Genomic DNA, 25,357 nt, shown 5'->3' on the forward strand with positions numbered 1-25,357 from the left:
AGCACCGGCACGTAGCGCGAGAAGGTGTCGACCACCGTCAGCACGCGCAGTTTCTTACCCGTTGCGAGTTGGTCGTGAACGAAGTCCATCGCCCAGACGTCGTTGGGTCCGACGGCCATGTGCCGATCCTCGCGAAGCTGGGCTTTTACCCTCCGCTTCGGTGTCTTGTTCCGCAACTGTAGCCCCAAGTCCCTGTAAATGCGGTAGGTTCGCTTGATGTTGGTGCCCCAACCCTCGCGTTCCAAAAGCACATGCACGCGACGATAGCCGTAGCGCACCCGCGTCTCAGAGCCCGATTCAAAAGTTCATTCGTATATCCGTTATCTTGCGATGCGCCTTGTGAGCATTCTGATTGAAGCGATTTGCGCCCATGCGGTTGCGCTTTCGATCGATTTCTCCCAATCCTTGGCGAGACGGCGGCAGCGTCCAAGCCAGGCGAAAGTTCTTTCCACCACCCATCTCTTGGGCAGGACGACGAAGCCCTTGGCGTGATCCGAACGCTTGACCATTTCGATCGTCCAGTCACCATGGCCGCACATTGCTCGCCTCAACTTGGCTCCGGCGTAGCCACCATCGGCGAAGATGTGGCGCAGCCACGGAAAACGGCGGCGGATCGCCTTGAGGACATGGGGTGCGCCGTCGCTACGCTTTGGCTGTCGATAATCCCTGCCGTCGGTTGCGCCTCCCGTCCCTCGATTTCCCGCGCCGCCATCACCAGAAGCTGGTTGATGCTCTGCCACAGTCCGATCGCGCGCCAAGCATAAAAATAACCGCGCACTGTCGAAACCGGCGGAAAATCGCCCGGCAGCATGCGCCATTGGCAGCCGCTCGAGGCGATATAGAGGATCGCCTCCACGACCGAGCGCATATTCGTCGTCCGACGCCGCCCGCCACGACGCGCTGGCGGGATCAGCGGTTTGATCAACGCCCATTCCAGGTCCTTCAAATCACTTGGAAAACGAAGCACGTCTCGGTTATGCTCACGGCGAGCGATAGCAGTCCAGCTCATCGAAACCCCATTTGATTTAGCACCAATAGGGAATCACAACTGCCTGTTATCGCTCAACTTCTTTTAAATCGGGCTCTTAGGCAATTTCGGCGGAGGGCGGATTATCAAATATACCGGGCATTACCACTTGGTGTATTCTGCGTGCTTCGCGGTTATACTAGCCATATTTGTTGTATCAATACTTATGCCATCGGATACGACCGAGTCTAATACCGGAGAAAAGATCGCTTAACCGCCCGAATCATTTCAAAAATATTACAGATAGTGGAGGAAGCCCGTGGGCTTACGTGTAATCGCGTGTTCTGCTCCCCAGTTTTCTCACGGCGAGGCGGGCGAAATGGCATTATCAAGCGCCGATCCGGCAAGCCTCTACAATGCCTGCAGATATGCTGCGTCACTGGCATCCAAGGCGGAAGGTGCATGGGGCGAAAGCAATTGGCGCGGCACCAGGAGTGACAGGCGACAATCAACGCTTCTGCTATCTGACATGGACGATGTGCAGCGAAGGCTAACGCCGCTATTAGTCCGGGTCCGGCCCAATTTAGTTCTCATAGGAGCGATGTCGATATGCTTCCGCGGTGCGATTGAGACAGCGAAATACATCAGAGAGTTTCTAGGCGATGACGTTTGTATCGTTCTTGGCGGTCGCCACGCCACCGAAACAATATATCGGGATGACGAAAATCGTGTAAGACATCATCTAGCGTCCCCTCTGCGGCTAATTGCTGACGGAAAAGTTTCCAGCTGTTTCGACATCGTGCTCTCCGGAGATGGTGAACACTTTATCGCGGAAATTGGGTGCGTCGTAGCTTCCTTGGAAGCAAGAGGTTTTTCGCCAAGGCAGGCGAAATTCTCATTGGGCCACCTGACGACCACCCCGGGGCACTGGATCGCCGGCACAATCATGGACGATCAGGTCCACACTGTGTGCTCTTCGGGCATGCCGCTCGATTATAATGGGATGCCATCCCCAGCCGAAATGTTCGGAATTACAACGAGCTTTGACGTGTTTGGTGGCGCGCCTACCGCGCACGTCTTCAGCGACATCGGGCGTGGCTGTATCTATGATTGTATCTTCTGCAGTGAGAGGATCAGCGTTGTCGGGCCTCCTCGACAGTTCAAGATAAGCCCCCACCGGTTATGCGGCCAACTCGCAGCAGCCCGCCGCGTAGTCAAGGCAGATTACGGCGAAAACTTTCCTGTCTCGGCGTTCATTGAAGACTCAACTCTTCTTGGATGGAATTCGGCCCTCGTAGCCCAGTTTGAAAAGGTATTCGACCCACTCGAAAATCCTGTGCGGCTTGGCGGACAAGCGACCATTGACCAAATTGTCAATAACCCAGCCCTTGCACGAAGACTAGGCCGCATGGGCCTGGAATATCTTTTCATCGGGGTCGAGACACCGCGCCCAGAACTTGTTGGAGGTCTTCACAAGAACATCGCCACCAAGAAGGGTTCGTGGATGGAACGCGGGGACAAAGCAGTTGAGATCTTGTCCGAAGCCGGAATCAAGGTTGGGGTATCCCTCCTATTTGGCATGGGCGAGGGAGCTGCTGAAAGGCAGCAATTGTTTTCGGCCTTAGAAAGCTGGCGGAAAACGGGCTCTCTGATCACAATCAGCATGAACTGGGCCGTCCAACACCCTTTGAGAAACACGGTTCAGGGGAATGAATATACCTATTTGGATTGGGCGGTGTCGCCCGGTCCCATGCTGTCGTTGTTAAGGAATTTTGGCGAGTCCTCTGAGATCTATCCAATTGCCGGCGGTACAAGCCCAGACGAAGCCTCCGTAAAGGATATTCTCCAAGCCACCACGGAGATCATGGCTATGCCGCCTGCACACCCAATGCAAAAGCAAGAAGCGGATCATGTCCCAGGACGTGGTGTAGCTTAGACGACCACGGCTCATCCCAGCCGGATGAGTGTCAGCTTGCTGCTGGCAGGCTGATGAGGGGATCATCGCTCATTGTGGCGATTGTCTCAAGTGTCATGTAGCGGGATCGCTGGACGGCCCATTCATCGTTCTGTTCGAGCAGCAGCGCACCGACCAGGCGCACGATGGCGTCGTCGTTGGGGAAGATGCCGACGACCTCTGTCCGCCGCTTGATCTCGCCGTTCAATCGCTCAATCGGGTTGGTCGAGTGAAGTTTGGCCCAATGCTGCTTGGGACATGTAGGCGAGCACGTCTTGCTCGGCGCTGTCCATAAGACTGGCGAGCTTCGGTACCTTTGGCCTGATCTGGTCGGCGACGTTGCGCCACTGAGTGCTTGCCGCCTCCGGCGTGTCCTGAGCGAAGGCCGTGGCAATGAAGGCGGAGAAAACTCGGCGTCCGCTCTTTCCAGCATGGGCCAAGGTATTGCGCATGAAGTGGACCCTGCAGCGCTGCCAGGTGGCGGAGAGCACCTTCGATACTGCGGCCTTGATGCCCTCATGCGCATCGGAGACAACGAGCTTCACGCCACGCAGACCCCGCCTGGTCAGCTTTCGAAGAAACTCCGTCCAGGTCGCCTCGGCCTCGGACGTGCCGAGCACCTCGCGTCGACCGTCGGTGTTGACGCCGACGGCGATGATTACGGCGACGGAGACAATACGACCACCGCGCCGAACCTTGAGGGAGGTCGCATCGATCCACAGGTAGGGCCATTCTCCTTCGATGGGCCTGTCGAGGAAGACCTTCACCTTCTCATCGATTTCTTCGCACAGCCGGGATACCTGGCTTTTGGAGATGCCGCTCATGCCCATGGCCTTGACGAGGTCATCGACGGATCGGGTCGAAACGCCTTGGATATAGGCTTCTTCGATGACCGCAGTCAGGGCCTTCTCGGCCATCCGGCGTGGTTCGAGAAAGCTCGGGAAATAGCTGCCTGTGCGAAGCTTGGGAATGCGCAGCTCGACGGTGCCCGCCCGTGTCTCCCAATCCCGGTCGCGATAGCCGTTACGCTGGGCCAGTCGGAAGCCATTCTTCTCGCCATAGCCCGCGCCGGTCTTCGTGCCGACCTCCAGCGCCATCAGCTTCTCGGCAGTAAAGCCGATCATCTCGCGCAGCAAATCGGCATCGGCGCTCTTCTCAACGAGTGAGCGCAGGTTCATCATGTCGTCGGTCATCGGTGGTGTCCCTCAGGTTGGCTCAAGCAACCCGACCCTACCGGAAATCACCGATGGCTATGAAATCCAGTTACACCACTCCATTGGACACGATCAAGAAGCGGAGCATATATATGCTGAACGGAGCGCCTAAAGGCGGAATAAATTACCCTAGCTCAGACCGAGTATGCGCCGGAACCCATCTCTTTATCGATATGTGGGATGCAGAAAATACGGGAAATGCTGAAGCGATTGAGGCGGCGGTAGCGCAAGCCGTTCATGACTGCCGCGCAACGATGTTGGAATCGAGTTATAGAAAATATAGCGAAGATGGGGGCGTCACGGGCTTCGCAATTCTCGCTGAATCGCACATTTGCGTAAATACCTGGCACGAAGAACGCATGGTCGCGATAGACGTATTTTTTTGTGGTTCGCTAGACCCGTACGCGAGTATCACCGCGTTGCGCGACGTATTTCGTCCATCCCGGATCGATATTAGCGAGCACAAGCGTCTTCTTGGAACAAGAATAACGCATCCAAATATTGTGGAAGCGCTTTAGCCGAAAGTATTCTCCGAAATCGAGGCGGAACATGTCTAGACAAATCGTTTTCGTGCGCGAAAAATACCCTTCTGAATTCCGCACTATGATCGTGCCGAATGAAGTGCCGTACTACACAGAAAAGGGCTTTGAGGTATTCGTCGAGCTTGGTATCGGCGAAAAAATTGGCTTTGCGGAACCAGCCGGATGTCCTAAAGCGCCGGCGTGTCTGGTTCGACGGCCAACTGAATCTCGATCCAGAACAGCTGATCTTCATCGACGAAAGTGTGCTGCAGAGGCACGGAAGGAGTTCAGTATGAGCTAACCCCGTAACGTGAAGCTGCGTGAATGATGGAGGATGGCCCTCCGGGATCGGCTTTCAGGAGCGGGTCTCAAACCAGTCCGAGCTGCTGCGGTAAAGAGCCGTGGTGGCTGGGGCTTACTTTCCGCCGCCGGTGCGCGTCGTCTCCATTCCAAAGAAGACCGGAGGCGAAAGGGTTTTGGGTGTGCCGACGGTCAGTGATCGGATCGCTCAGATGGTGGTCAAGCAGATGATTGAGCCGGATTTAGAGCCGCTCTTCTTGCCAGACTCCTATGGCTACAGGCCGATGAAGTCGGCTTTGGATGCCGTTGGGGTAACGCGTCAGCGGTGCTGGAAGTACGATTGGGTTCTGGAATTCGACATCAAAGGGCTGTTCGACAATCTTCCGCATGATCTCTTTAATCGAAACCCCATTTTGTCGTCGAACGCTCGTTGCGTGATCGCCCTTGATGAGAAACCCTTTTAGCCAGTTCCAACGCCGCGGCCGGACATGGGGCAACCATTGCCCGATTGACCCCAGTCTCCAACTTAAGTGGCTCAGCTCTCTTCAATGAGGCCACAGCTAGCAAGGGCAGAGACGAAATCGTGAACGTCGCATTTGGTGACGTCATACCGTTCTGATTTAAGCTCGCTCAGTATCCTTGGTAGTGTATGCTCGCCGTCCAGTTTCGAAACCAAACCGGCGACCCAAGGCGGAGGAGATTGGATGATCTTTCTTGATTTCTGGGATTCCTTCCAATTCGAGCCTTTCATTTGGCCCAACCCATCGCTGGCGATTTTCCAGCTTGTCAAGAAGTATAAGGCGGCTTCGGGAGGCCCATACGGTCGTATGAAGCCCCACTTCACCATTACGGTCGACTCGGCGCCCATTGCTGATAAACAAAACTCCAATCTCTCGGCATGTGGTAGATCCAAAAATCGTGCCAGCTGCAAAAAGAGCCTAGGAAAAGTTTTCCTATTTGCTCGGAGCCTAAATGCAACTGCATCAACAGCGCCCGAACAATATCGCGTCGCGTTTCAACAAATCGGCAGCGCCGCATGCGCGCCAATCAACCGCAGACGAGGGAGAAAACTCCGAGCAGCTCCGGCAGTGTTCTGGTAAGCGCGTCGCCGTGTTCCGCAAAGCGGCGCACAACGGCAGCGCCTATGCAGTCCGCCCCGCCATGACAAGCGCAATGCGCGCAGTGGAGTGCTCGGCAGGAGGGAAGAGTTCGGCTCGTGGCGTCCCGGGCATGGCGGGTGCGCCTACCCCGGTTACTAAACGATCTCCAGCCACCGTCGACGGTCACCACAGACCCGGTGACGCTTGCGCGCTGGCGAGAAAGCGCACCGCTCGGGCAATTTTGTCTGGACGCGCCACGCGACCCATTGGCACCCGGCTGCGCACCGCGGTGAGGTCTATCTTGCCCGCGCGTTCAAGTTCCGAAACCATCGGCATGCGCACGTAAAAGTTCCCTGACCAACGTTGACGATCTCGAGGCTGAATCCTGATCGATCAAGTCTCACTTTCACCCTCTTGAAGGAATGCAGTCTTCCTAAATGCGTAGACGGGGTCATCGGGACATGATGCTCCGATCGGCTGCCGGTGGCCGAACTGCTCAGTCTCGGATGCCGCGGCCAAGATCTGCTCCTCGACTAGATCATAGACCACCGTCCGTTCGGCAATTCTCCAATCCCCTCCCTTTTTCAGGAACAGATCGCAATAGCGGCCGCAGATCAGGGCCTGACTTAGCGTTCCGGCCTTGTTCGGTGCGCGTTGCAGTGCGGCGAAGTAACTTTCGACGGCGGCTTTTTCCGGGCTGCTGAACTCAATCAGAATGTTCGTGATTTGATGGATGTTGCGCGGTCCCGTCTTGAAGACACCAAGGGCGAACTCGATGAAGCCCTCGGCCGAACCGGAATAGGTCCCGTGATTGTCACGTGCATCGGGCCAGTAGGAACTGCGCAGCGCCCTTTCATCGGCGCGGTCTATCCCGCGGCAATACCGATAGAGGCAGTCGCGGAGCGCCTCGCGGTCGAGCAATTCGGTAATTTTTTTTGTGTTTCATCGCTTGTCGCACATCTGATATTGGGGCGCTTACCCATCCAGTGACGCAGCCAGCTTTCAACTGCTCGGCTGACGTAAGGAAAAACCCTCCCTCTGCTTAGGCATGCATGTAAACAACTGCCCTTAGAAGTAGACATCAATGGGAGAGCTGCGGGTAAGGTGTTTGGACAGCGACGGCGCCGTCATGCACCAGTTGCGTTGCGTTTCAACCCCCACAATGTTGGTTGAACAAAAGGCGATCGAGCAACGCATCCGAAACGCAATCTATCTCCAGCGCACGTTCAGGGCAGGATCGAGCGCCTCGCGACGCGAACAGTTCGTCCCTCTCCTCGACATCGATTGCACCGGGCAGTATGTATCCCTCGTCGTCAAGATTGAATATTTCGGGCGCTTGGGCCCAGCATCTTGCATGACCTTGGCATTTGGAAGTGTGCACTATGACGCGCATACGGTACTCCATGTCTTTCCTCCTCTCAATTATCAGGACCAGTCCAGGATCAGATTCTCTATTCCAAACACGTGGCCCCCATAGGTGATGGGCGCCGTACCATCCTTGATACGGAAGTCAGGGATGCGCGACAGCCACTCCTCCAGGCCGATGACGATCTCTCGCCGGGCAAGGTGTGATCCAAGACAGCGATGGGGACCGTACGCAAAAGCGGTGTGGCGATTGTCTTCTCGTGCCAAATCGATCGTGTTCGGATTTTCGAATTCCACCGGATCACGATTGGCAATCATCGTGGCGCAGGAAATGTAGTCCCCCTTACGGATCGGCGCGCCTTCGAAATTGATATCTTTCGTCGCCACACGGATCATCTGCACGGTCGAATAGGCGCGAAGCAGTTCTTCGGCTGCGAGCACAATTCGATCCGGTTTGCTCCGCAGCAATTCCTGTTCTGTCGGATTGCGCGCGAGATAGGCCAGGTCAAAGCCGATCGCCGTTGCCACGGTGTCCAGTCCCGCGACGAATAGAAGCACGCCTATTCCATGGATTTCCTGGTCTCTCAACAGGCGGCCGTCGACCTTTGCCTGCACGACGAAGGTCATGAAATCGTCGGCCGGTTCTTTGCGGCGCATCGCTGCAAGTTCATCGATGAACGCCAAAATTGTTCGGGCGGCTGCGGTTCGTCTGATGCCGTCGCCGTGGAGCAGGTCCTTCCCCCAGCCCACGAATGTATTGAGGCGCTCATCGGATAAGCCGAGCAAACGGAGGAAGATACTAACCGCAAAAGGAAAGGCGAAGTCCGTCAAGATGTCGCAGCTTGTGCTCGACGCGGAAATCTTGGAAATCAACGCAATCGCCCGATCACGGACCGCCGGTTCAAGCTCCATTATCCGCCTGGGCGAAAGCAGCGGATTGAGAAGTGAGCGAAACACGCTGTGAGCCGGGGGGTCGAGTTCAAGCGGGATCAGCGGCCAGTTTTCGCCAAGCGCCGAGGCGAAAAGGCTCCGATGGCTGGAAAAGGTTCCGGTGTCCTGCAGCAATTTGCGTTGGTCCTGAGCGCGAACGATGACCCAGGTACCTCGGCCATCGCGCGTATTGCAGGGAGAATAAAAGATTCTCGGTCCATTATGGAGGCAAGCGACAGCTGCGTGCGGATCCCCATTTGGCATGCGCTCCATGCCGGGCGACGTGAACAGGCTGAAGTCCTTCACCATTTCGGGAGGGACATGTTCTGGAACCCTAATGGTAGCCACTGCTTTTCTCCTGTCATCAAAGCCCCTTCGCCGAGAACGAATTCTCCTCGGAGAGGGAGCGAGCAAAATCGTTGAGCGCCAGATTTCCAATCTCAGCAGCGCGAGGCGCCAATGACATGCGATGCAGCGATCAGATCGCCGTGCGGCTCGAAATCCACGCTGCTTTGTTGGCCGAAGTCGAAATTTCTTGGATGCCTCGCCCGCCCTTCCGGTCGACATCGGATTTTCACGGGTACCTCTCTTCCGGTAAATGCGTTCTGAGCACAGATGCATTTTGATTTCCTCCGCTCCATGGCGGTCACCAAAGAAACCGGCCGACAGTCCTTGCCGCCCCGCAAGAAGAACTTCAAAGTTCATGCCAATTTGATTGATTTGGCCGGAAAGAAATTTTTCAATTGCCTTTCAGCGCTTTGGCTCAAGGCAGAACAAAGATTGGCTGATCAAGGCCGTGTCGCGCATCTAACAAAACCCGACATCAGGTGCCGGATGCCATCTATTCAGGTGCGACTTTTTCCCAGCCACCACAGCCGGGGGCCAGAGACAGCGCGACGAGCAACGAATGTCCTGATGTACTGCGATGCAGTGGGATAGCTTGAGGGTGGGTAGCTTTGAATTGTGGCATCGAGCTAGCGGCGGAATTCCGGGAAAAGCTCGAAGCGTGCTACTCCTTTGTCCTGAATGTCAGTTCTACCAGCCCGACGACACCACCCTAAGAGTCGGCGGCAATCTGCCGATTGGGTGTTGTCTGACAGCAATGGATATGGTGGCCTACCGTCCGCCGAGACGGAAGGCGATGGCCGCAGAAAGCCCGCTCAAGCGGCGGGCCGAAAATGCCGTCCGAAACAAATCCACAAAACTGCCCTGCCTGGCACGGCAAGAGCGTGGGTACGGAGATTTGATCTGGATCAAATCGCAATCCTGATGAAATTGATAGCCATCAAAGACGCGCTGGAAGAAATAGGGATAGCCGAAGTCGCAACGGCCGCGTGGTCGTCTCGGGCATGTCCGGCATAGGCGGTTTTCGAAGGGATCAGGACATGGACGTCGCACGCGGTGAGGTTCTCGTGATTAGCACTTCCGTCGCTTGCCGTTCCTGCCAGGCGCGGCACGGCGTCGTTTGCGGCGCCTTGTCGGCTGGCCAGCTTAGCGAACTTGGCCGCCACTCGCTGCGCCGCAAGGTCGACGCAGGCTGCGAGATCATTGCACAAGGATCGGAAAACTCTTTCTATTCGAACATCACGCGCGGCGTGGTGAAGCTCTGCAAGGTGATGTCGGACGGGCGCCAGCAGATCGTTGGCCTGCAATTCGCCCCCGATTTCGTCGGCCGCCCCTTCGTGCGCGAAAGCACGCTGTCGGCCGAGGCCGCGACCGATGCGGAGATCTGCGTGTTCCCCCGCAATTTGCTCGAACGCATGATATTGGAGACTAGGGAATTGCAGCGTAGCCTGCACGCTCAGGCGCTGAACGAGCTGGATGCCGCGCGCGAATGGATGCTGACGCTCGGCCGGCGGACCGCCGAGGAGAAGGTCGCAAGCCTGCTCCACCTCATTGCCGCCCACGCCGAGACGGCGACGAGCACTGCCTTCGATCTGCCGCTATCGCGTGCCGAGATTGCCGACTTTCTCGGGCTGACGATCGAAACCGTCAGCCGCCAGTTGACCCGGCTTCGCAAAGAGGGCGTCATCCGCATCGAGAACATCCGGCATATCACCGTGCCCGACATGGATGCGCTCGCAAAGAAAATCAGCGGGTAATTGCCACCCGCGTATCGCCAGCGTAAAGAACTAGGCGGCATTGTCGGGATGCAGACGGACGTGCCGGGCGCTACCACATCGAGCATTCCGGGCGAGAAAACTTCTAGTCCCGGAGCCGCCGGCTTGCAGCTCGGGATAGCCGCCGGGCAGGTGGGTGGCGTCGCCATCGGCGCCGGGCGCCCAGCACGTCGCCAGCGAGCTGAGCGGTGAGTGGTGAATGGAACAAAATATCAGCTCCGCGGCGACGTCAGCCGAGCAACAAATGCTCGTAGGCCAAAGGCTACATAGCGCGACCCGGGTGCCGGTCGGCATCAGCCGATCGATATTGGCGGCTGCGAGCTCTTCACGCCCCCAACCTGCGGATATCCGCCATCGTCGTCTTCTGTGACGAAATTATCGGAGCCGTTTGCGTTTCACCATTTTTCGATGCGCGGTCCGAGCCTGGCGCCCCCTTTTGTCGGACCTCAAACTTTCTTGTGCAGTTTCAAACAAGAAAACGTGCGCGGGTAGACATACGCACGAGCAGAACCTCAAGCCCCGTGACCCGCGCCTTCCCGCCGCGACCGGACTGGCGGGCAGTATGCTAAGGTTCTAAAAGGCGACAGAGAAACCTTGATCGAGATGCGGTCGGAAGTAGCCGAAACAGCGCCCGGCCGTCAGCGCGGCACAACGGCTTCACAATTCGCTCGCCCGCACGAGCAGCGCACGAGTGCGGCGACGAAGGCCCTGTGCTGACCGCAAGTCCATCTCCTTCAGGCCAAATGGCATGACGCTTGCTTGCCCTGGCGTGTGGGCCGAGGTCGGATTCGTGTTAGCCGTGACTGAGAGGCCGCAAATAAATTTTCCTAGAGGAGCTTCATTGATGACCATGGAAAAGCAGGTCCCTATTGTCACCTTTCGCACGCGGGTTCGCGACGAGTCTATATCCGGTCCCAACCCCTACCGCTGGGAAGACAAGACGACCGACGACTATTTCAGCGGTAAGCGGGTAATCCTTTTTTCGCTGCCGGGCGCCTTCACGCCAATCTGCTCCACCTTCCAACTGCCTGATTTCGAAAGTCTTTATGTCGAGTTTAAGAAGAATGGCATTGACGACATCTACTGTCTCTCCGTCAACGATGCCTTCGTCATGAATGCTTGGGGCAAGTCTCAGGGGTTGAAAAATGTCAAGCTTATCCCGGACGGTTCGGGAGAATTCACTCGGAAAATGGGTATGCTCGTCGCCAAGGACAATCTCGGTTTCGGTCTGCGCTCCTGGCGCTACGCTGCCGTGATCAATAATGGCGTCGTGGAGGGGTGGTTCGAGGAAGAAGGCTTTGGCGACAACTGCGCGACCGATCCGTATGGCGTTTCTTCGCCGCAAAACATTTTGAAATGCCTTAAGGCCCCAGCCTTCGTATGAGCATTGAAGCCAACGACCAGCAGCTACGACTTGTCGTGCACACCTGCGCCGAATGATAGGAGTTTTGCTCGAACCATGAAGTCCTTTACAAGCCTTCATCAGCGTCAGCAGCAATCGCTGGTTATTACGCCCCAGCTCATCGCGTCTATTCGCTTGCTGCAGCTGGCGCACACCGAACTGAATCAGTTCGTGGAACAGGAAATCGAGAAGAACCCATTTCTCGACCTGGCGTCGAATGACGGCGGGGCTTCTGGCGTATCGCCAACTGCGGCGGATGATCCAAATATCAGCGCACGCGAAGACCACGTTGATGGACCGGCCAGGACGGACATGCCTGAGCTGTCTAGTCCCTGGAAATCAATCCGTGACACAGGCAACCTTTCGCCGGGGGAAAGGCCTTCCCTGGATGAGTTCGCCGCCTCAACTGAGACATTGCACGAACATGTCGCCCATCAGATCGCCCTCACTGCCTTCACACCCCAGGAGCGGCTGATTGCTGGCGCGCTTGCCGACCATCTGGATGACACTGGGTATCTGCAAGTGAACCTTCAGGAGCTAGCAGAGAGGCTAAATAGCCCTGAGGCTGGAGTGAAGCGGGTTCTTGAGGCTTTGCAGCTATTTGACCCGCCGGGCATATTTGCGCGAAGTCTGGGCGAATGCCTCGAGATTCAGTTGCGCCAACGAGACCGGTTCGACCCGGCCATGGCAGCTCTGGTCGCAAATCTCGAGTTGCTTGCGCGACGCGATTTTCGAGCACTGAAGCGACGTTGCCGGGTCGATGAAGACGACCTTCTCGATATGTTGAACGAAATTCGTGCACTTGACCCAAAGCCTGGAAACCAGTTCCAGTCCGCAAGGTCGGAATCCATCATACCCGACGTCTTCGTCCTACCCTCGCCGGGAGGCGGATGGCACGTCGAGCTTAATCGGGAGATTTTGCCCAAGGTACTGATCAACCAAACCTATTTTGCGCAAGTTACTCGCCTAACCGCCCAAAGCTCGAAAGATCAGTCATTCCTCAACGAATGCTTCCAGAGCGCGAGCTGGTTGGTTCGGAGTCTCGATCAGCGCGCCACGACGATCCTTAAGGTGGCGACCGAAATCGTGCGCCACCAGGATGTCTTTTTGGAAGATGGCATTGCTCATCTTCGCCCTCTCAATCTTAAGACCATCGCTGACGCGATCGACATGCACGAGTCCACTGTAAGTCGGGTAACGTCGAACAAATACATTCTCACGCCCCGCGGCGTGTTCGAGCTCAAGTATTTTTTCACCGTCGCGATCCCGTCCTCACAAGGCGGTGACGCGCACTCGGCCGAAGCTGTGCGCCATCAGATAAGGGCACTTATTGCCGCAGAGACGCTCCATGATGTGCTGTCCGACGATGGCATCGTTGCCAAGCTCAAGGAAACAGGCGTCGACATTGCTCGCCGCACAGTCGCCAAATATCGCGAGGCGATGAACATCCCCTCGTCCGCGCAACGCCGGCGGGAGAAACGGTTTGTACTGGCGGCCGCGGAGGGATAAGTCCTTTGTACCGTAGGTGATGCCCTTTTCCCAAAAACCGCGGAACTGAGGCACATGTGACATTGTGCTTAGTCCTCTCCATGGAGGATCGACTTCATATGGGCTGGCGACCGCAGCCTCGTCACGGGAGCTTCAAAAGTTGTTCCGGCCGCTTAAGCTGACGTTCCAGAAAAGATTAGATGTCTGTTCCATAGCCCAAGCGCTTAGGGGCTAAGCGGTTAATCACGAAACTCGTGCAGAATTTTTATGTCGCGCAAGCGACAAATCTAGAAGCAGTTGTCGCCTCCCATTCATTTTCGCCGAACCGCTGGGATTTCGGTGCGGCGGCAACGAGAGCCTCAACCGAAAATGATAGACGGAGATACGCGGGCAGACGTTCTGGAGTTGGCGCGCTTTCGAGATCTCCGATGTTCGACGACGCAGGAATACAACACGCGGGCTGATCGAACTCTTGGCCTTCCTTACCGCTTGGCACGACGCATGCACGGTAATCCGAAAATGCGCCATCGAACAAAAAGGAATCATCCCATGATCAAGCTCACAGAGAATGCCGCCGCCATCATGAACGTAACGCTTTCCCGAGCCGAGCAGGCGGAAGGCTTTCGCATCGCGGTCGAGGCAGGTGGATGCGCCGGCTACAAATACCTGGTGGGGCTAGAAAGCGTCCAGGGCGAGGGCGACGCGGTGATCGAAACAAATGGGGTCAAGGTGTTCGTTGACGCAGACTCCCAAGCACACATCAACGGCATGACGATCGACTTCGTGACGGGACCAGAAACCTCCGGTTTTGTCTTCGACAATCCCAATGCGCACCAGAACTGCACTTGCGGCAAATCCTTCGGCTGATCACCGAGAAAGCGAGAGAGCCATGCGGAATTATTGCGAAAAGGTCATGGTTTCCTTTTTCAATCCGAAGAACGACGGCGTGCAGGAAAATCCCCTCAGCGAGACCGCGGCAGTTTCCTACGGTAGAGGGCCTGAATTGATAATTGGAGTCGATCCAACGGTGGGAGCGTTTCTGGTGACGCCGTCGTCCTTGCGTTCCAACCCAGCGACCGCCTTCTCGCCAGCGCTGGCCGAACTCATAACCCTAAAGCCCGCCGAAGCGCCTCAAAACGTCCGTCAGGAGACAGCAGGCTTTTTAAGCGGTTTGCTGCCGGAGAAAAAGGTCTGCTCATCAACGGATTATCCTGAGGCAGCAAAATTTTTTGGCGGGCATCCGGGCCAGGATTCCAAAGGAGACGCTCCCTCTGCAAGCAGTTCCGCGCCGAGGAAAGGTGAGCGAAGACGCGTGCGTGTCAAGAGGCTTGATTTCATGACCAAGTCGCTCACTTCGCTAGATCTGGCAGTAGACGGACGACACTCGTTCAAGCCGTCGAAGACGTGTCAGCGGTTTATACAGTACTGGTCGTCGAAAGCCTCGCTCCGGCAGAGGAGGACGATCAGACCGTCACAACAGAAATCTGAGGCCTGGAGAAATTGGCAGGGTCGAAATCGATGTTGTAGCCGGCAATCGCGTAGGACAGGGTCTAAAAATCGCCGCAGCCTGCAACAGTTCAGTTCTCAGCGACAAGCTAAGCTGGCGACCCATCTAGTTAAGCAGCCGCGGCGAATCCAACCGTTGGAAAAGGCGCGAGCGCACAACGTTCTTCCCTTCCTACTGATGGCGGCGATGCGACGTTATCGATGCCAACAAGATCGCATGACGCGCCATCGCACGACTCCACCCCGCGCTGCTTGCCCGAGGTTAGCAAACAACAGCATGTGCAAGACGCCGCAGCATTGTCACCGCTTCCCCTCAGTCGAGATCCACCCATGAGAGCGATCTATCTCGACAATAATGCAACGACCAGAGTCGATCCTGAAGTGGTTGAAGCCATGCTGCCGTTCTTTGCGGATCAGTTTGGAAACCCTTCGTCGACGCACGCTTTTGGCTCCTCTATCCGCGAGGCGGTGAGGAAGGCGCGCCGGCAATTGCAAGCGCTGATCGGCGCCGAGTTCGATCATGAGATCGTGTTCACCTCGGGGGGGACGGAAAGCGACAATGCGGCGATCCTTTCGGCGCTGGAGGTGATGCCTGAGCGCACAGAGATCGTGACTTCCGCAGTCGAGCATTCAGCGGTGCTGACACTCTGCGGCCATCTGGAGAAGACGCGCGGCATTAAGGTACACAGGATCCCAGTGGATCGACATGGACGTCTCGATCTTGACGCCTATGAGACCGCCCTCACTCATCGTGTAGCGATTGCTTCGATCATGTGGGCGAACAACGAGACGGGAACCATTTTCCCGGTCGCTAAGCTTGCCGAGATGGCCAAGAGAATCGGTGCACTTTTCCACACCGACGCGGTCCAGGCGGTCGGCAAGGTTCCAATGGACCTCCAACCTACTGCAATCGACATGCTTTCGTTGTCCGGACACAAATTCCATGGACCAAAAGGCATTGGTGCACTCTATCTCAGGCGGGGCTTATCTTTCTCCTCACTGATCAAGGGAGGTCATCAGGAGCGCGACCGACGCGCAGGGACAGAAAATACGGCCGGGATTGTCGGTTTAGGCAAGGCTGCCGAACTCGCCCTGAAATCAATAGACGACGAGAGCACCCGATTAAAGTCGCTCCGAGATCGATTGGAGAACGGCATTGTCCAGCGTGTTCCAGGCGCCTTCGTAACCGGCGATAGGCTTAAGAGGTTGCCGAACACGGCGAACATCGCCTTTCAACGTGTCGAAGGAGACAGTATGCTCCTTCTTCTCAACCGCTATGGCATCGCCTGCTCTTCCGGCTCTGCTTGCTCCTCCGGTTCGCTGGAGCCGAGCCATGTCTTGAGGGCAATGGATATCCCTCATGCTATGGCGCACGGAACAATCCGCTTCTCGTTCTCGCGCGATAACTGTGACGAGGATGTCGACCGGGTGCTCGAAGTTTTACCGGGCATCGTTGAAAGGCTCCGGAGCCAATCCCGTTCCGGCCACGTGGCCGACACGAGCAGCCGGGTTCGTTCAGGGGAGTAGGAGCAGGCACGCTCATGAAACGGCAATTCCTTTTCACCGATACGACCTGCATGACGGCACCGGCATCGTATGAACGATCAGGTAAAAGCCGGGGCTCTCAGTCACATAGATCGCCGGTTCACCGCCCATGCGTGTTCATGGAGGGGGCCCAGCGCCATATCATCTTAATCAATCTCTCGACACCATCGGTGGATCGCATCCGACCATCAGCCTATGCCGACTCCAGTTGCAACGCGACTGCCTTGCGCCTAGCCGCGTCGAACCACGCATTCCGTACGTTGCAGCTTAAGCTACGGGAGAACGATCTCGCGATCACCGCTCACGACCAGGGGGAATCTTATGTGCCGTTGCTCCGCTGACAGCAGTCCCGTCGATGTCAAAGACATCCTCAATCGGCTGAAATCTCTCTCGGCTGCGGAGGAGTTCTTCGAAGCCCTAGGGGTCCCCTATGACCCGAAGGTTCTCGATGTCTCACGACTCCATATCATGAAGCGTATGGGCCAATACCTCGCGGCAGAGGACTTCTCCCATCTCCCAGACCGGGTAATCGCTGCTCGTGCCCGTGCCATACTGGAAAGGGCCTACTGTGATTTCGCGACCTCCGCGCCGCTCTCGCACCGGGTCTTCAAGGTGCTCAAGGACCACAATCCGAACAGACCTGTCACACCCGGCCGCACCGTTGTCCCGTTAGACTCTTTCCTGAAGCCGTTCGAAAAGAAGTGAGCACGGTTGCGACACGACAATGTCGGGAAGCTTACAATTCAGTCATATGCTAGCAACGTCGGAATCGAAGCCATTTCAATGTGATAGAGAACGCCAAACGGTTGGCACGAATGATGCACGCAAGCATGTGTACTGACAAGCCCGCCACCCATAGAGGGAGGGAGTAAGAAACCGCCATGCACATAGTTATCTGTATCAAACAGGTACCGGACTCCGCACAAATACGAGTGCATCCGGTGACGAACACAATCATGCGTCAGGGGGTGCCAACCATCATCAACCCCTATGATCTGTTCGCCCTTGAAGAGGCGCTCCAGTTGCGCGACCGCCATGGCGGCGAGGTGACCGTGCTCACCATGGGGCCGCCCATGGCAGAGGACGCGTTGCGCAAGGCGCTCACCTACGGCGCCGACCGCGCCGTACTCTTGACCGACCGTCATTTTGCCGGCTCCGACACTCTGGCGACCTCGTTTGCTCTTTCGCGAGCCATCGCGAAGATCGGAGAGGCCTTCGGTACGCCCGATATCGTCTTTACGGGCAAACAGACCATCGACGGCGATACCGCCCAGGTTGGGCCTGGCATCGCCAAGCGCCTCGACCTCCTGCAGCTCACCTACGTTGCCAAAATCGTCTCTGTCGACATCAATGGGCGCGAGATTACGGTGGAGCGCCGCTCGGAAGGGGGCACGCAGACGCTGATGAGCAAGCTCCCTTGCCTAATTACAATGCTCGAAGGCACAAACGAAATCCGCCGCGGCTCGCTCGATGACGCGCTACGGGCCGCGCGCAGCCAGATCGTGAAGTGGAATGCGGCCGACGCTGGCATAGAGGACCTCACCAAGTGCGGCCTGCGTGGCTCGCCAACCGTCGTTAAGAGGGTCTTTGCCCCTCCTGAGCGGGCGGAAAAGGCGGAGCAGATCGACACCGCGGAAAAAACACCGCGCGATCTCGCGGAGGAGTTGATCGCTGGGATCTTTTTGCGCCAGCCGGCGCTCGAAAGCGAACTCGCCTTTGACGGCGAATGAAGGCAAGGAGCGACGATGTTGAGCACGAATCGAGAGAGCCCTCCTCCAGCCGCTGGCCGTGCCGCCATGAAGAAAGAGCTGCCCGATCAGTTTAAGGACCATCGGCACGTTTGGGTCTTCATCGAGCTGGAGCGCGATCAGGTGCATCCCGTCTCCTTCGAGCTGCTCGGCGAAGGCCGCAAGCTCGCCGACAAGCTGGGCGTCCAGCTTGCCGGCGTCGTTCTCGGACCACCGGGAGAGGCCACGTGGTTTGCCATCGCCGAGGCTTTTGCTTATGGCGCCGACCTGGCCTACCTCGTCGAGGCCCCACTGCTCGCCGACTACCGAAATGAGCCTTTCACCAAAGCATTGACGGATCTGGTTACTAACTACAAACCGGAAATCCTTCTTTTAGGGGCAACGACGCTCGGGCGCGACCTTGCCGGTTCCGTGGCGACGACCTTGTTGACAGGGCTCACGGCGGATTGCACCGAACTTGATGTGGATGCGGACGGCTCGCTTGCGGCGACCCGGCCGACTTTCGGCGGCTCCTTGCTTTGCACGATCTACACGCTCAACTGCCGGCCGCAGATGGCAACGGTCCGGCCGAGGGTCATGGCCATGCCTCCGCGCGGGAATAATAAGATCGGACGCGTCATTCAACACAAAGTGTCGATGATCGAGGAAGAGATCGTCACTAAGGTCCTCGGTTTCTTGTCCGATGGCCAGTCGGCGACGGCGAATCTCGCCTATGCGGACGTCGTGGTTGCTGGAGGCCTCGGTCTCGGCGCGGTGGAGAACGTGAAGCTTATGAAGAAACTCGCGCGGACGATCGGGGCCGATTATGGCTGTTCGCGCCCCCTCGTCCAAAAGGGCTGGATGCCTGCTGATCGGCAGATCGGCCAAACTGGCAAAACTATCCGGCCGAAGCTTTACATAGCAGCCGGCATTTCCGGCGCCATCCAGCATCGCGTTGGCGTCGAGGGAGCTGATCTTATTTTAGCCATTAACACCGATCCTAACGCGCCGATTTTTGATTTCGCCCACCTCGGCGTCGTCACCGATGCGATCCGTTTACTGCCGTCATTAACGGAACTCTTCACCCATCGACTGTCGCCGCACAGTCGCGATAAGCTTGCAAACTGAGGGCGCCCCATGACTGAGGAAAACTTCGACGCCATAGTTATCGGGGCCGGCATGGCCGGAAACGCAGCTGCTTACACGATGTCGAACCGCGGCATGAAGGTGCTGCAGTTGGAGCGTGGCGAGTATCCGGGCTCCAAGAATGTGCAGGGCGCCATCATGTACGCGGACATGCTGGAGAAAATCCTGCCGGATTTCCGGGATGATGCGCCTCTGGAGCGGCACTTAGTCGAGCAGCGCTTCTGGATGATGGACGACTCGTCCCACATCGGTATGCAATACCGGTCGGACGACTTCAACGAGTCGAGACACAATCGCTACACGGTCATTCGCGCCCAATTCGACAAATGGTTTTCACGCAAGGTGCGCGAGGCCGGAGCGACGCTTCTATGCGAGACGACCGTGACGGAACTCGTTCGTGATCCAAAGGGCAAGGTGATTGGCGTTCGCACCGACCGCGCCGGCGACGTGATTCTTGCTGACGTGGTCGTTCTCGCAGAGGGCGTCAATGGGCTGCTCGGCACGCGTGCTGGATTGCGTGACACGCCAAAACCGGAAACTGTCGCGCTCGCCGTCAAGGAAATGCATTTCCTGGCCGAAGAGGTAATTGACCAGCGGTTCGGCCTCAAGGCCAATGAAGGCTGCGTCATCGAGGCAGTTGGCACGATCTCTCGCAACATGGCCGGGCTTGCCTTCCTCTACACCAACAAAGAATCGATCTCGATCGGCATTGGCTGCCTTGTCTCCGAATTCGCGGCAACAATGGAAAGTCCTTATGATCTGCTCGAAAAATTCAAAAGCCATCCGTCGGTAAAGCCGCTGATCGCAGGAGCGGAAGTCAAGGAATATGCGGCGCATCTCATTCCAGAAGGTGGTTACAAGGCAATTCCGCAGCTTTTTGGTGACGGCTGGGTCGTCGTCGGCGACGCGGCACAACTTAATAATGCGGTGCACCGCGAGGGGTCAAACCTCGCCATGACGTCGGGGCGCATCGCCGGCGAAGCAATCGTCCAGATCAAGAATCGCAAAAAGCCGATGGTCAAGGAGAACCTCTCCCTTTACAAGTCGATGCTTGAAAAGTCGTTCGTTATCAAAGACTTGCGGAAATACAAGGACATGCCTGCCCTGCTGCACACCAATTCCCGCAATTTCTTCACGACTTATCCAAGGTTGCTGTCGCAGGCCGCACAGAACTTTGTGCGAGTCGATGGCACCCCGAAGATCGACAAGGAACGGGCGACCACGGGCACCTTCATCAAGGCACGCTCCCGCTGGGGGCTGTTTGGTGACGCGGTTCGCTTGGCGCGCGCGTGGCGATAAAGGAGAGATGAGATGACGGTTGCAGTGACGAACATACGCGTAGAGGACAAGCTTTACCAAAATCGATACGTGGTCGATGCCGGACGCCCGCATATTAGGGTGCGTCCACACGATTGGCCAAGCGTAAATCTGTATGCCCTCACAAGTGTCTGTCCGGCCAAGTGCTACGAATTGAATGACCAGGGCCAAGTGGAGGTTATCGCCGATGGGTGCATGGAGTGCGGCACGTGCCGCGTACTCTGCGAGGCAAGTGGAGATATCGAGTGGAACTATCCGAGAGGCGGTTTCGGCGTTCTCTTCAAGTTCGGATAAGGGTTTGCAACTCCACGATTCAGAACTAACTTGGGTTTGCAGACGGGCGCATCGGAAACTTGCAGAGGTGCGCGTTGCAGATTGGCATTAGAAATTACTATATATACATGCAAGCAAGGGTTATAAGAAACGTTAGACAACCCAAGGCCATATAATGACCCACATGCCCGCCCGACCGGTCGATGGAGCGGAACCCCTATCTGCGCTACCTGCTGGACCTATGCGCCAAGCGGGCACGCAGCGCAGCGGAATCTACGAGATATCAAAGGTACTGACTGCCCCCGCCCGGCTAGAGATTACGCTTGCCAACGTCGTGAACGTCCTCTCTTCCTTTCTGCAGATTCGATGCGGAGCAATCGTTGTTCTAGACGCTGAAGGTCAGCCCGAGATTGCCGCAACTGGCGACATCCCCCCATCCTCTCAATCAGCCGCTCGAGGCGTTATACCTAAGGCCGTAATCGACCATATCGCGACGACCGGTATGCCCTTAATCGTAAAGGATGTCAGCAAGTCCGAATTATTTCAGGCTGAGCCGCAACCGCCTTGGAGCAGCGGCACCGTCCCAATTTCTTTTATTGGCGTTCCGGTAAAAGCCGATAATAAAATACTTGGCACAATATCGATCGATCGCGTCAGGAACGACGCCGCCCCCTTCCCCGCCGACGAGGACGTTCGCTTTCTGACCATGGTCGCCAATCTGGTCAGTCGGACGATCAGGCTTCATCGTTTCCTGAACCTGGAGGGTCGGCGACCTATCGGCGAACAGGAGAGATCGGAGAAGCCGATCATCGCGCAAAGGGGCGCGCCGGGCCGACATCCACCCGTCAAAATCGACGGGATTATCGGGGATAGCCCGGCTCTCCAGCAGGTGGTTGAAACCGTCTCGGTGGTGGCGAGGACGAATTCCACCGTGCTTCTGCGGGGCGAAAGCGGCACCGGCAAGGAATTTTTTGCACAGGCGATCCATGAACTTTCCCCTCGTAAAAACAAGCCGTTCGTCAAATTGAACTGCGCCGCGCTGCCCGAAGGCGTCCTGGAATCGGAGCTGTTTGGGCATGAAAAAGGGGCTTTCACCGGGGCCATCGCGCAGCGCGCCGGACGCTTCGAACTGGCAAATGGCGGAACGCTTCTGCTTGACGAGATTGGCGAGATTTCGCCCGCCTTTCAAGCCAAACTGCTGCGCGTCCTGCAGGAAGGCGAACTGGAGAGGGTGGGCGGAACCAAGACGCTTGCGGTCGACGTCCGGCTCATATGCGCCACGAATAAGAACCTCGAGATGGCTGTTGCAAACGCCGAATTCAGGGCCGACCTGTATTACCGCATCAGCGTAGTTCCAATTGTCCTGCCGCCGCTTCGAGAGCGACCCGGCGATATCCCACGCCTTGCGAACGCTCTTCTTGACCGATTCAACAAGGAGAACCAACGCGAGCTGACGTTTTCGTCGTCGGCGATCGAGGTGATGTCGCAATGCTATTTCCCAGGTAACGTCCGGGAACTCGAAAACTGCGTGCGAAGGACTGCCACCCTTGCGCGTTCAAGCTCGATCGTTTCGTCTGATTTTGCCTGCAAGAACAGCCAGTGCCTTTCGTCGCTCCTCTGGAAAACCGACGGGTCGCCCGGCGGCATCACCGTCGATGGGCATGCCCGGAGCAATGTGATGCCGACTTCATCGCCGCGCTCGGGCGGGAGCATCGGTGCGTCGGACGAGGTATCTTCCGTCAAGGCTTGTGATCCGCACGGTTCCGGTTGTCCCGCAATGGAGTCGCGCCTCACGCAACGGGACCGGTTGATCGAGGCGATGGAAAAGGCCGGGTGGGTTCAGGCCAAAGCGGCTCGTATTCTCGGCCTTACGCCTCGTCAGGTCGGCTATGCTCTACGCCAGCATCGCATCGAGGTGAAAAAGCTTTAAGCGCCTGGGTGATGTTGGACCTTCTCGATCTCCAATGCCTGGTTTGGTGGCTTACGGACAACTCTTTTGTCGACTGTCGGAAGCTTGACAAGTCTGTGTCCGAACACGGTCGGAATAGAGCAATAAACGCAAATTCTTAAAGCAAATCCCGTCCTTGGGATGGCATGGCTTTTGCGTTTTGAAAGGCGACGTCAACTAGCAACGGAGCACTCAATGTCCGCACCGATGATTTCGCTTGAAAGTGCGACCAGCACGACATCCTTGGATCAATTGCTGGCGACCGCGAAACCGAGTGGCTGCACATCCTCGTCATGTGGCGTGTCCACAAAACCGGCCGACGTGGACCAGGCTATCTGGGCGAAGATCAAAAACCACCCCTGCTATTCAGAAGAGGCTCACCATTATTTCGCGCGCATGCATGTCGCGGTCGCACCAGCCTGCAATATCCAGTGCAACTATTGCAATCGTAAATATGACTGCGCCAACGAAAGCCGCCCTGGGGTCGTCTCGGAAAAGTTGACGCCAGACCAGGCGCTGCGCAAGGTCATTGCCGTCGCCAACGAAGTGCCGCAGCTTTCCGTGCTGGGTGTCGCCGGACCGGGCGATGCCTGTTACGACTGGAAGAAGACAAAGGAAACGTTCGAACGAGTTGCGGGGGAGATCCACGACATCAAGCTGTGCATCTCCACCAACGGGCTTGCGCTGCCGGATCACGTCGCCGAACTTGTCGACATGAATGTCGATCACGTGACAATTACGATCAACATGGTTGACCCTGAAATCGGCGCAGAGATCTATCCCTGGATCTTTTACCGCAACCGTCGTTACACCGGCATCGAAGCTGCCAGAATTCTGCACGAGCGGCAAATGGTGGGCCTGGAGATGCTGACCGCGTGCGGCATCATCACCAAAGTCAATTCGGTGATGATTCCTGGTGTCAACGACGAACACCTGGTCGAGGTAAATAAATGGGTCAAGGAGCGGGGGGCGTTCCTGCACAACGTCATGCCGCTTATTTCCGATCCGGCCCATGGCACCTACTACGGCTTGACCGGACAGCGCGGCCCGCGGGCGCTCGAATTGAAGGCGCTCCAGGATCGTCTCGAAGGCGGCGCAAAGCTAATGCGCCATTGCCGGCAATGTAGGGCCGATGCCGTCGGCCTGCTTGGGGATGATCGGGGCCAGGAGTTCGCACTCGACCAGCTTCCCGGAGAGATCACCTATGACGCCCGTAAGCGCGAGGCCTATCGGGAAGTGATCGCCCGCGAACGCGGCGATCACGCGACCGCCAAGAGCGAGGCAATCGAGACAGTCAAAGCAGCCGGCGATGGGTCCCTCCACGTCGCGGTCGCGACAAAGGGTGGCGGTCGCATCAACGAGCACTTCGGCCATGCGAAGGAGTTCCAAGTATACGAAGCTTCGTCGAGAGGCATCACCTACGTCGGGCATCGCAAGATCGAACAGTATTGCCTCGGAGGCAGGGGCGAGGAAGCCACCCTCGACGGCATCATAACTGCGCTGGTCGGTATTGACGTCGTGCTATGCGCCAAGATCGGGGAGTGCCCTAAGACTAAGCTCATGGAGGCCGGGGTTCGGGCAACGGATGCTTATTGCTATGACTACATCGAGACCGCCATCGGCACCCTCTACGCCGCCAAGTTTGGCGTCGAACCACAAGCGGCGACGGCGTGAGCGCTCTTAATCCAACATCTTCAGGAGTTTAAAAATGGCCTTCAGGATCATAGCGTCCCAATGCACCCAGTGCGGTGCCTGCGAGTTCGAATGCCCCTCCGGTGCGATCAGGTTCAAAGGTGAGATCTACGTTATCGACCCGGAAAAATGCACCGAATGCAAGGGTACCTTCGAAACGCAGCAATGCGCGGAGGTTTGCCCCGTGCCGAAGACCTGCGTCCCCGCCGCACCTGCGATTTGACCTTCAGCATGGTCGGGGCTCCTGCGGAGAAGCCTTCAATGATATCCTGCAAGGAGGAATGCCCATGGGCCTTGGACGTGAACAGGAGGTCGAAATCCACAGGCCTCCACGATTTACACCCGGCGAGCGGGTGCGGGCCAGACTTCACGTAAAGAATGACGGCACCTATGCTGGCAAAAAAATTGGGGAAAATTTGGTGCGGAAGGGCGACGAAGGCTATGTGCGCGACATCGGCACCTTTCTCCAGCAGTTTTACATCTATGCCGTCGAATGGGTCGAACGTGGCACTATCGTCGGCATGCGTGCCCGTGAACTGACGAGTCTAGACAACGCCGCTGCTTGCGGCGCTGCTGAAATCGCGGGGCCCCCAACGGAGGAATAGCGACATGAAGATAATGATTCGGAGAACGAGCGCCGGCTTGTCGGCTTACGTACCAAAGAAAGATCTCGAAGAGCCGATCGTAGATGTCGAGGCTGATGACATGTGGGGCGGCACGATCACTCTCAGGAACGGCTGGAGACTCGTCTTGCCCAAGCTATCGCGGGATACGCCTCTGCCGATCACCGTCCACGCAAGGAAGATTCCTGACGAGGACTGATGCTGCAAACGAGAGGTAAG

General features: G+C 57.0%; 23 protein-coding genes and 5 pseudogenes. 21 read left to right on the forward strand and 7 right to left on the reverse strand.

Annotation, left to right across the window (positions count from 1 at the left end):
• Positions 1-287 (reverse strand): annotated as a pseudogene (locus tag EV130_RS30265) (IS3 family transposase); the annotation flags it as partial.
• Between the two features lie 33 nt (positions 288-320).
• Positions 321-1,009: pseudogene (locus tag EV130_RS30270) on the reverse strand (transposase).
• A 277-nt stretch (positions 1,010-1,286) separates the two neighbouring features.
• Here EV130_RS30270 and EV130_RS33685 point away from each other — a divergent pair.
• Complete coding sequence (locus tag EV130_RS33685) at positions 1,287-2,903, forward strand: hypothetical protein (RefSeq protein WP_063824132.1); 1,617 nt, start codon at positions 1,287-1,289, stop codon at positions 2,901-2,903.
• A gap of 31 nt (positions 2,904-2,934) precedes the next feature.
• Here EV130_RS33685 and EV130_RS30280 read toward each other — a convergent pair.
• Positions 2,935-4,114: pseudogene (locus EV130_RS30280) on the reverse strand (IS256 family transposase).
• Positions 4,115-4,167: 53 nt separating this feature from the next.
• On the opposite strand from EV130_RS30280, the gene speD reads away from it, so the two are divergent.
• From speD to EV130_RS30290, 3 genes and pseudogenes are all read left to right on the forward strand, one after another.
• Positions 4,168-4,653: an adenosylmethionine decarboxylase gene (gene speD / locus EV130_RS30285; RefSeq protein WP_018247191.1), complete on the forward strand. Its 486-nt coding sequence runs from the start codon at positions 4,168-4,170 to the stop codon at positions 4,651-4,653.
• Positions 4,654-4,826: 173 nt separating this feature from the next.
• Positions 4,827-4,925: pseudogene (locus EV130_RS34315) on the forward strand (IS630 family transposase); the annotation flags it as partial.
• 138 nt (positions 4,926-5,063) lie between these two features.
• A pseudogene (locus EV130_RS30290) lies at positions 5,064-5,351 on the forward strand (reverse transcriptase domain-containing protein); the annotation flags it as partial.
• Positions 5,352-5,491: 140 nt separating this feature from the next.
• Here the strand turns inward: EV130_RS30290 and EV130_RS34320 are convergent.
• Positions 5,492-5,707 carry a hypothetical protein gene (locus tag EV130_RS34320; protein ID WP_348646384.1) on the reverse strand — a complete coding sequence of 72 codons (216 nt, stop codon included), beginning with the start codon at positions 5,705-5,707 and terminating at the stop codon, positions 5,492-5,494.
• Here EV130_RS34320 and EV130_RS32795 point away from each other — a divergent pair.
• Complete coding sequence (locus EV130_RS32795; RefSeq protein WP_155774533.1) at positions 5,661-6,056, forward strand: hypothetical protein; 396 nt, start codon at positions 5,661-5,663, stop codon at positions 6,054-6,056. The genes EV130_RS34320 and EV130_RS32795 overlap by 47 nt on opposite strands.
• A 393-nt stretch (positions 6,057-6,449) precedes the next feature.
• Here EV130_RS32795 and EV130_RS30305 read toward each other — a convergent pair whose 3' ends face one another.
• The 3 genes from EV130_RS30305 to EV130_RS30315 all read right to left on the reverse strand — a co-directional run bounded on the left by EV130_RS30305 (position 6,450) and on the right by EV130_RS30315 (position 8,660).
• Positions 6,450-6,977: a nuclear transport factor 2 family protein gene (locus EV130_RS30305; protein WP_004678573.1), complete on the reverse strand. Its 528-nt coding sequence runs from the start codon at positions 6,975-6,977 to the stop codon at positions 6,450-6,452.
• A 229-nt stretch (positions 6,978-7,206) separates the two neighbouring features.
• A complete protein-coding gene (locus EV130_RS30310) occupies positions 7,207-7,461 on the reverse strand; it encodes a ferredoxin (RefSeq protein ID WP_004678571.1) in 255 nt (84 codons plus the stop codon).
• Between the two features lie 20 nt (positions 7,462-7,481).
• Complete coding sequence (locus tag EV130_RS30315; RefSeq protein ID WP_018247194.1) at positions 7,482-8,660, reverse strand: cytochrome P450; 1,179 nt, start codon at positions 8,658-8,660, stop codon at positions 7,482-7,484.
• Between the two features lie 306 nt (positions 8,661-8,966).
• Here EV130_RS30315 and EV130_RS30320 point away from each other — a divergent pair, with 306 nt between their 5' ends.
• The 16 genes from EV130_RS30320 to nifT all read left to right on the forward strand — a co-directional run bounded on the left by EV130_RS30320 (position 8,967) and on the right by nifT (position 25,337).
• Positions 8,967-9,290 carry a hypothetical protein gene (locus tag EV130_RS30320; RefSeq protein WP_132662505.1) on the forward strand — a complete coding sequence of 108 codons (324 nt, stop codon included), beginning with the start codon at positions 8,967-8,969 and terminating at the stop codon, positions 9,288-9,290.
• 446 nt (positions 9,291-9,736) lie between these two features.
• Positions 9,737-10,453, forward strand: a complete 717-nt coding sequence (locus EV130_RS30325) for a Crp/Fnr family transcriptional regulator (protein WP_026188843.1) — start codon at positions 9,737-9,739, stop codon at positions 10,451-10,453.
• An 862-nt stretch (positions 10,454-11,315) separates the two neighbouring features.
• The gene (locus tag EV130_RS30330; RefSeq protein ID WP_004678566.1) at positions 11,316-11,855 is read left to right on the forward strand and encodes a peroxiredoxin; all 540 of its coding nucleotides are present in this window, start codon (positions 11,316-11,318) and stop codon (positions 11,853-11,855) included.
• A 75-nt stretch (positions 11,856-11,930) separates the two neighbouring features.
• Entirely contained in the window at positions 11,931-13,382 is a 1,452-nt protein-coding gene (gene rpoN, locus EV130_RS30335) for an RNA polymerase factor sigma-54 (RefSeq protein WP_004678547.1), read from the forward strand.
• A 528-nt stretch (positions 13,383-13,910) separates the two neighbouring features.
• Positions 13,911-14,228 carry a HesB/IscA family protein gene (locus tag EV130_RS30340; protein ID WP_004678546.1) on the forward strand — a complete coding sequence of 106 codons (318 nt, stop codon included), beginning with the start codon at positions 13,911-13,913 and terminating at the stop codon, positions 14,226-14,228.
• Positions 14,229-15,197: 969 nt separating this feature from the next.
• Positions 15,198-16,394 (forward strand): cysteine desulfurase NifS, encoded by a 1,197-nt coding sequence (gene nifS, locus EV130_RS30350; RefSeq protein WP_004678544.1) that lies wholly within the window; start codon positions 15,198-15,200, stop codon positions 16,392-16,394.
• A gap of 339 nt (positions 16,395-16,733) precedes the next feature.
• Positions 16,734-17,117 carry a nitrogenase stabilizing/protective protein NifW gene (nifW, locus tag EV130_RS30355; RefSeq protein WP_004678534.1) on the forward strand — a complete coding sequence of 128 codons (384 nt, stop codon included), beginning with the start codon at positions 16,734-16,736 and terminating at the stop codon, positions 17,115-17,117.
• A 176-nt stretch (positions 17,118-17,293) separates the two neighbouring features.
• Positions 17,294-18,142: an electron transfer flavoprotein subunit beta/FixA family protein gene (locus tag EV130_RS30360; RefSeq protein WP_004678528.1), complete on the forward strand. Its 849-nt coding sequence runs from the start codon at positions 17,294-17,296 to the stop codon at positions 18,140-18,142.
• Between the two features lie 15 nt (positions 18,143-18,157).
• Complete coding sequence (locus tag EV130_RS30365) at positions 18,158-19,267, forward strand: electron transfer flavoprotein subunit alpha/FixB family protein (protein WP_004678527.1); 1,110 nt, start codon at positions 18,158-18,160, stop codon at positions 19,265-19,267.
• A gap of 9 nt (positions 19,268-19,276) precedes the next feature.
• Positions 19,277-20,584, forward strand: coding sequence for an FAD-binding protein (locus EV130_RS30370; protein ID WP_004678525.1), 1,308 nt, complete (start codon positions 19,277-19,279; stop codon positions 20,582-20,584).
• A gap of 12 nt (positions 20,585-20,596) precedes the next feature.
• Entirely contained in the window at positions 20,597-20,896 is a 300-nt protein-coding gene (locus EV130_RS30375; RefSeq protein WP_004678523.1) for a ferredoxin family protein, read from the forward strand.
• Positions 20,897-21,116: 220 nt separating this feature from the next.
• Positions 21,117-22,805 (forward strand): nif-specific transcriptional activator NifA, encoded by a 1,689-nt coding sequence (gene nifA / locus EV130_RS30380; protein WP_018247198.1) that lies wholly within the window; start codon positions 21,117-21,119, stop codon positions 22,803-22,805.
• A gap of 213 nt (positions 22,806-23,018) precedes the next feature.
• Positions 23,019-24,497: a nitrogenase cofactor biosynthesis protein NifB gene (gene nifB / locus EV130_RS30385; protein ID WP_004678520.1), complete on the forward strand. Its 1,479-nt coding sequence runs from the start codon at positions 23,019-23,021 to the stop codon at positions 24,495-24,497.
• A gap of 34 nt (positions 24,498-24,531) precedes the next feature.
• Positions 24,532-24,738, forward strand: coding sequence for a 4Fe-4S binding protein (locus tag EV130_RS30390; RefSeq protein ID WP_008536545.1), 207 nt, complete (start codon positions 24,532-24,534; stop codon positions 24,736-24,738).
• Positions 24,739-24,802: 64 nt separating this feature from the next.
• Entirely contained in the window at positions 24,803-25,120 is a 318-nt protein-coding gene (locus EV130_RS30395) for a nitrogen fixation protein NifZ (protein WP_004678515.1), read from the forward strand.
• 4 nt (positions 25,121-25,124) lie between these two features.
• Complete coding sequence (gene nifT / locus EV130_RS30400; protein WP_004678514.1) at positions 25,125-25,337, forward strand: putative nitrogen fixation protein NifT; 213 nt, start codon at positions 25,125-25,127, stop codon at positions 25,335-25,337.
• The last annotated feature ends 20 nt before the right edge of the window (positions 25,338-25,357 follow it).

The organism is Rhizobium azibense (assembly GCF_004342325.1).
Classification (GTDB): Bacteria; Pseudomonadota; Alphaproteobacteria; order Rhizobiales; family Rhizobiaceae; genus Rhizobium; species Rhizobium etli_B.

Bases quoted from the DNA above. Each gene is read 5' to 3' on its own strand.
- speD (WP_018247191.1), top strand. From the start codon at position 4,168: ATGGCTATGAAATCCAGTTACACCACTCCATTGGACACGATCAAGAAG.
- EV130_RS32795 (WP_155774533.1), top strand. From the start codon at position 5,661: ATGATCTTTCTTGATTTCTGGGATTCCTTCCAATTCGAGCCTTTCATT.
- EV130_RS34320 (WP_348646384.1), bottom strand. From the start codon at position 5,707: ATGAAAGGCTCGAATTGGAAGGAATCCCAGAAATCAAGAAAGATCATC.
- EV130_RS30310 (WP_004678571.1), bottom strand. From the start codon at position 7,461: ATGGAGTACCGTATGCGCGTCATAGTGCACACTTCCAAATGCCAAGGT.
- EV130_RS30315 (WP_018247194.1), bottom strand. From the start codon at position 8,660: ATGGTGAAGGACTTCAGCCTGTTCACGTCGCCCGGCATGGAGCGCATG.
- EV130_RS30320 (WP_132662505.1), top strand. From the start codon at position 8,967: ATGCATTTTGATTTCCTCCGCTCCATGGCGGTCACCAAAGAAACCGGC.
- EV130_RS30325 (WP_026188843.1), top strand. From the start codon at position 9,737: ATGGACGTCGCACGCGGTGAGGTTCTCGTGATTAGCACTTCCGTCGCT.
- EV130_RS30330 (WP_004678566.1), top strand. From the start codon at position 11,316: ATGACCATGGAAAAGCAGGTCCCTATTGTCACCTTTCGCACGCGGGTT.
- rpoN (WP_004678547.1), top strand. From the start codon at position 11,931: ATGAAGTCCTTTACAAGCCTTCATCAGCGTCAGCAGCAATCGCTGGTT.
- EV130_RS30340 (WP_004678546.1), top strand. From the start codon at position 13,911: ATGATCAAGCTCACAGAGAATGCCGCCGCCATCATGAACGTAACGCTT.
- nifS (WP_004678544.1), top strand. From the start codon at position 15,198: ATGAGAGCGATCTATCTCGACAATAATGCAACGACCAGAGTCGATCCT.
- nifW (WP_004678534.1), top strand. From the start codon at position 16,734: ATGTGCCGTTGCTCCGCTGACAGCAGTCCCGTCGATGTCAAAGACATC.
- EV130_RS30360 (WP_004678528.1), top strand. From the start codon at position 17,294: ATGCACATAGTTATCTGTATCAAACAGGTACCGGACTCCGCACAAATA.
- EV130_RS30365 (WP_004678527.1), top strand. From the start codon at position 18,158: ATGTTGAGCACGAATCGAGAGAGCCCTCCTCCAGCCGCTGGCCGTGCC.
- EV130_RS30370 (WP_004678525.1), top strand. From the start codon at position 19,277: ATGACTGAGGAAAACTTCGACGCCATAGTTATCGGGGCCGGCATGGCC.
- EV130_RS30375 (WP_004678523.1), top strand. From the start codon at position 20,597: ATGACGGTTGCAGTGACGAACATACGCGTAGAGGACAAGCTTTACCAA.
- nifA (WP_018247198.1), top strand. From the start codon at position 21,117: ATGCGCCAAGCGGGCACGCAGCGCAGCGGAATCTACGAGATATCAAAG.
- nifB (WP_004678520.1), top strand. From the start codon at position 23,019: ATGTCCGCACCGATGATTTCGCTTGAAAGTGCGACCAGCACGACATCC.
- EV130_RS30390 (WP_008536545.1), top strand. From the start codon at position 24,532: ATGGCCTTCAGGATCATAGCGTCCCAATGCACCCAGTGCGGTGCCTGC.
- EV130_RS30395 (WP_004678515.1), top strand. From the start codon at position 24,803: ATGGGCCTTGGACGTGAACAGGAGGTCGAAATCCACAGGCCTCCACGA.
- nifT (WP_004678514.1), top strand. From the start codon at position 25,125: ATGAAGATAATGATTCGGAGAACGAGCGCCGGCTTGTCGGCTTACGTA.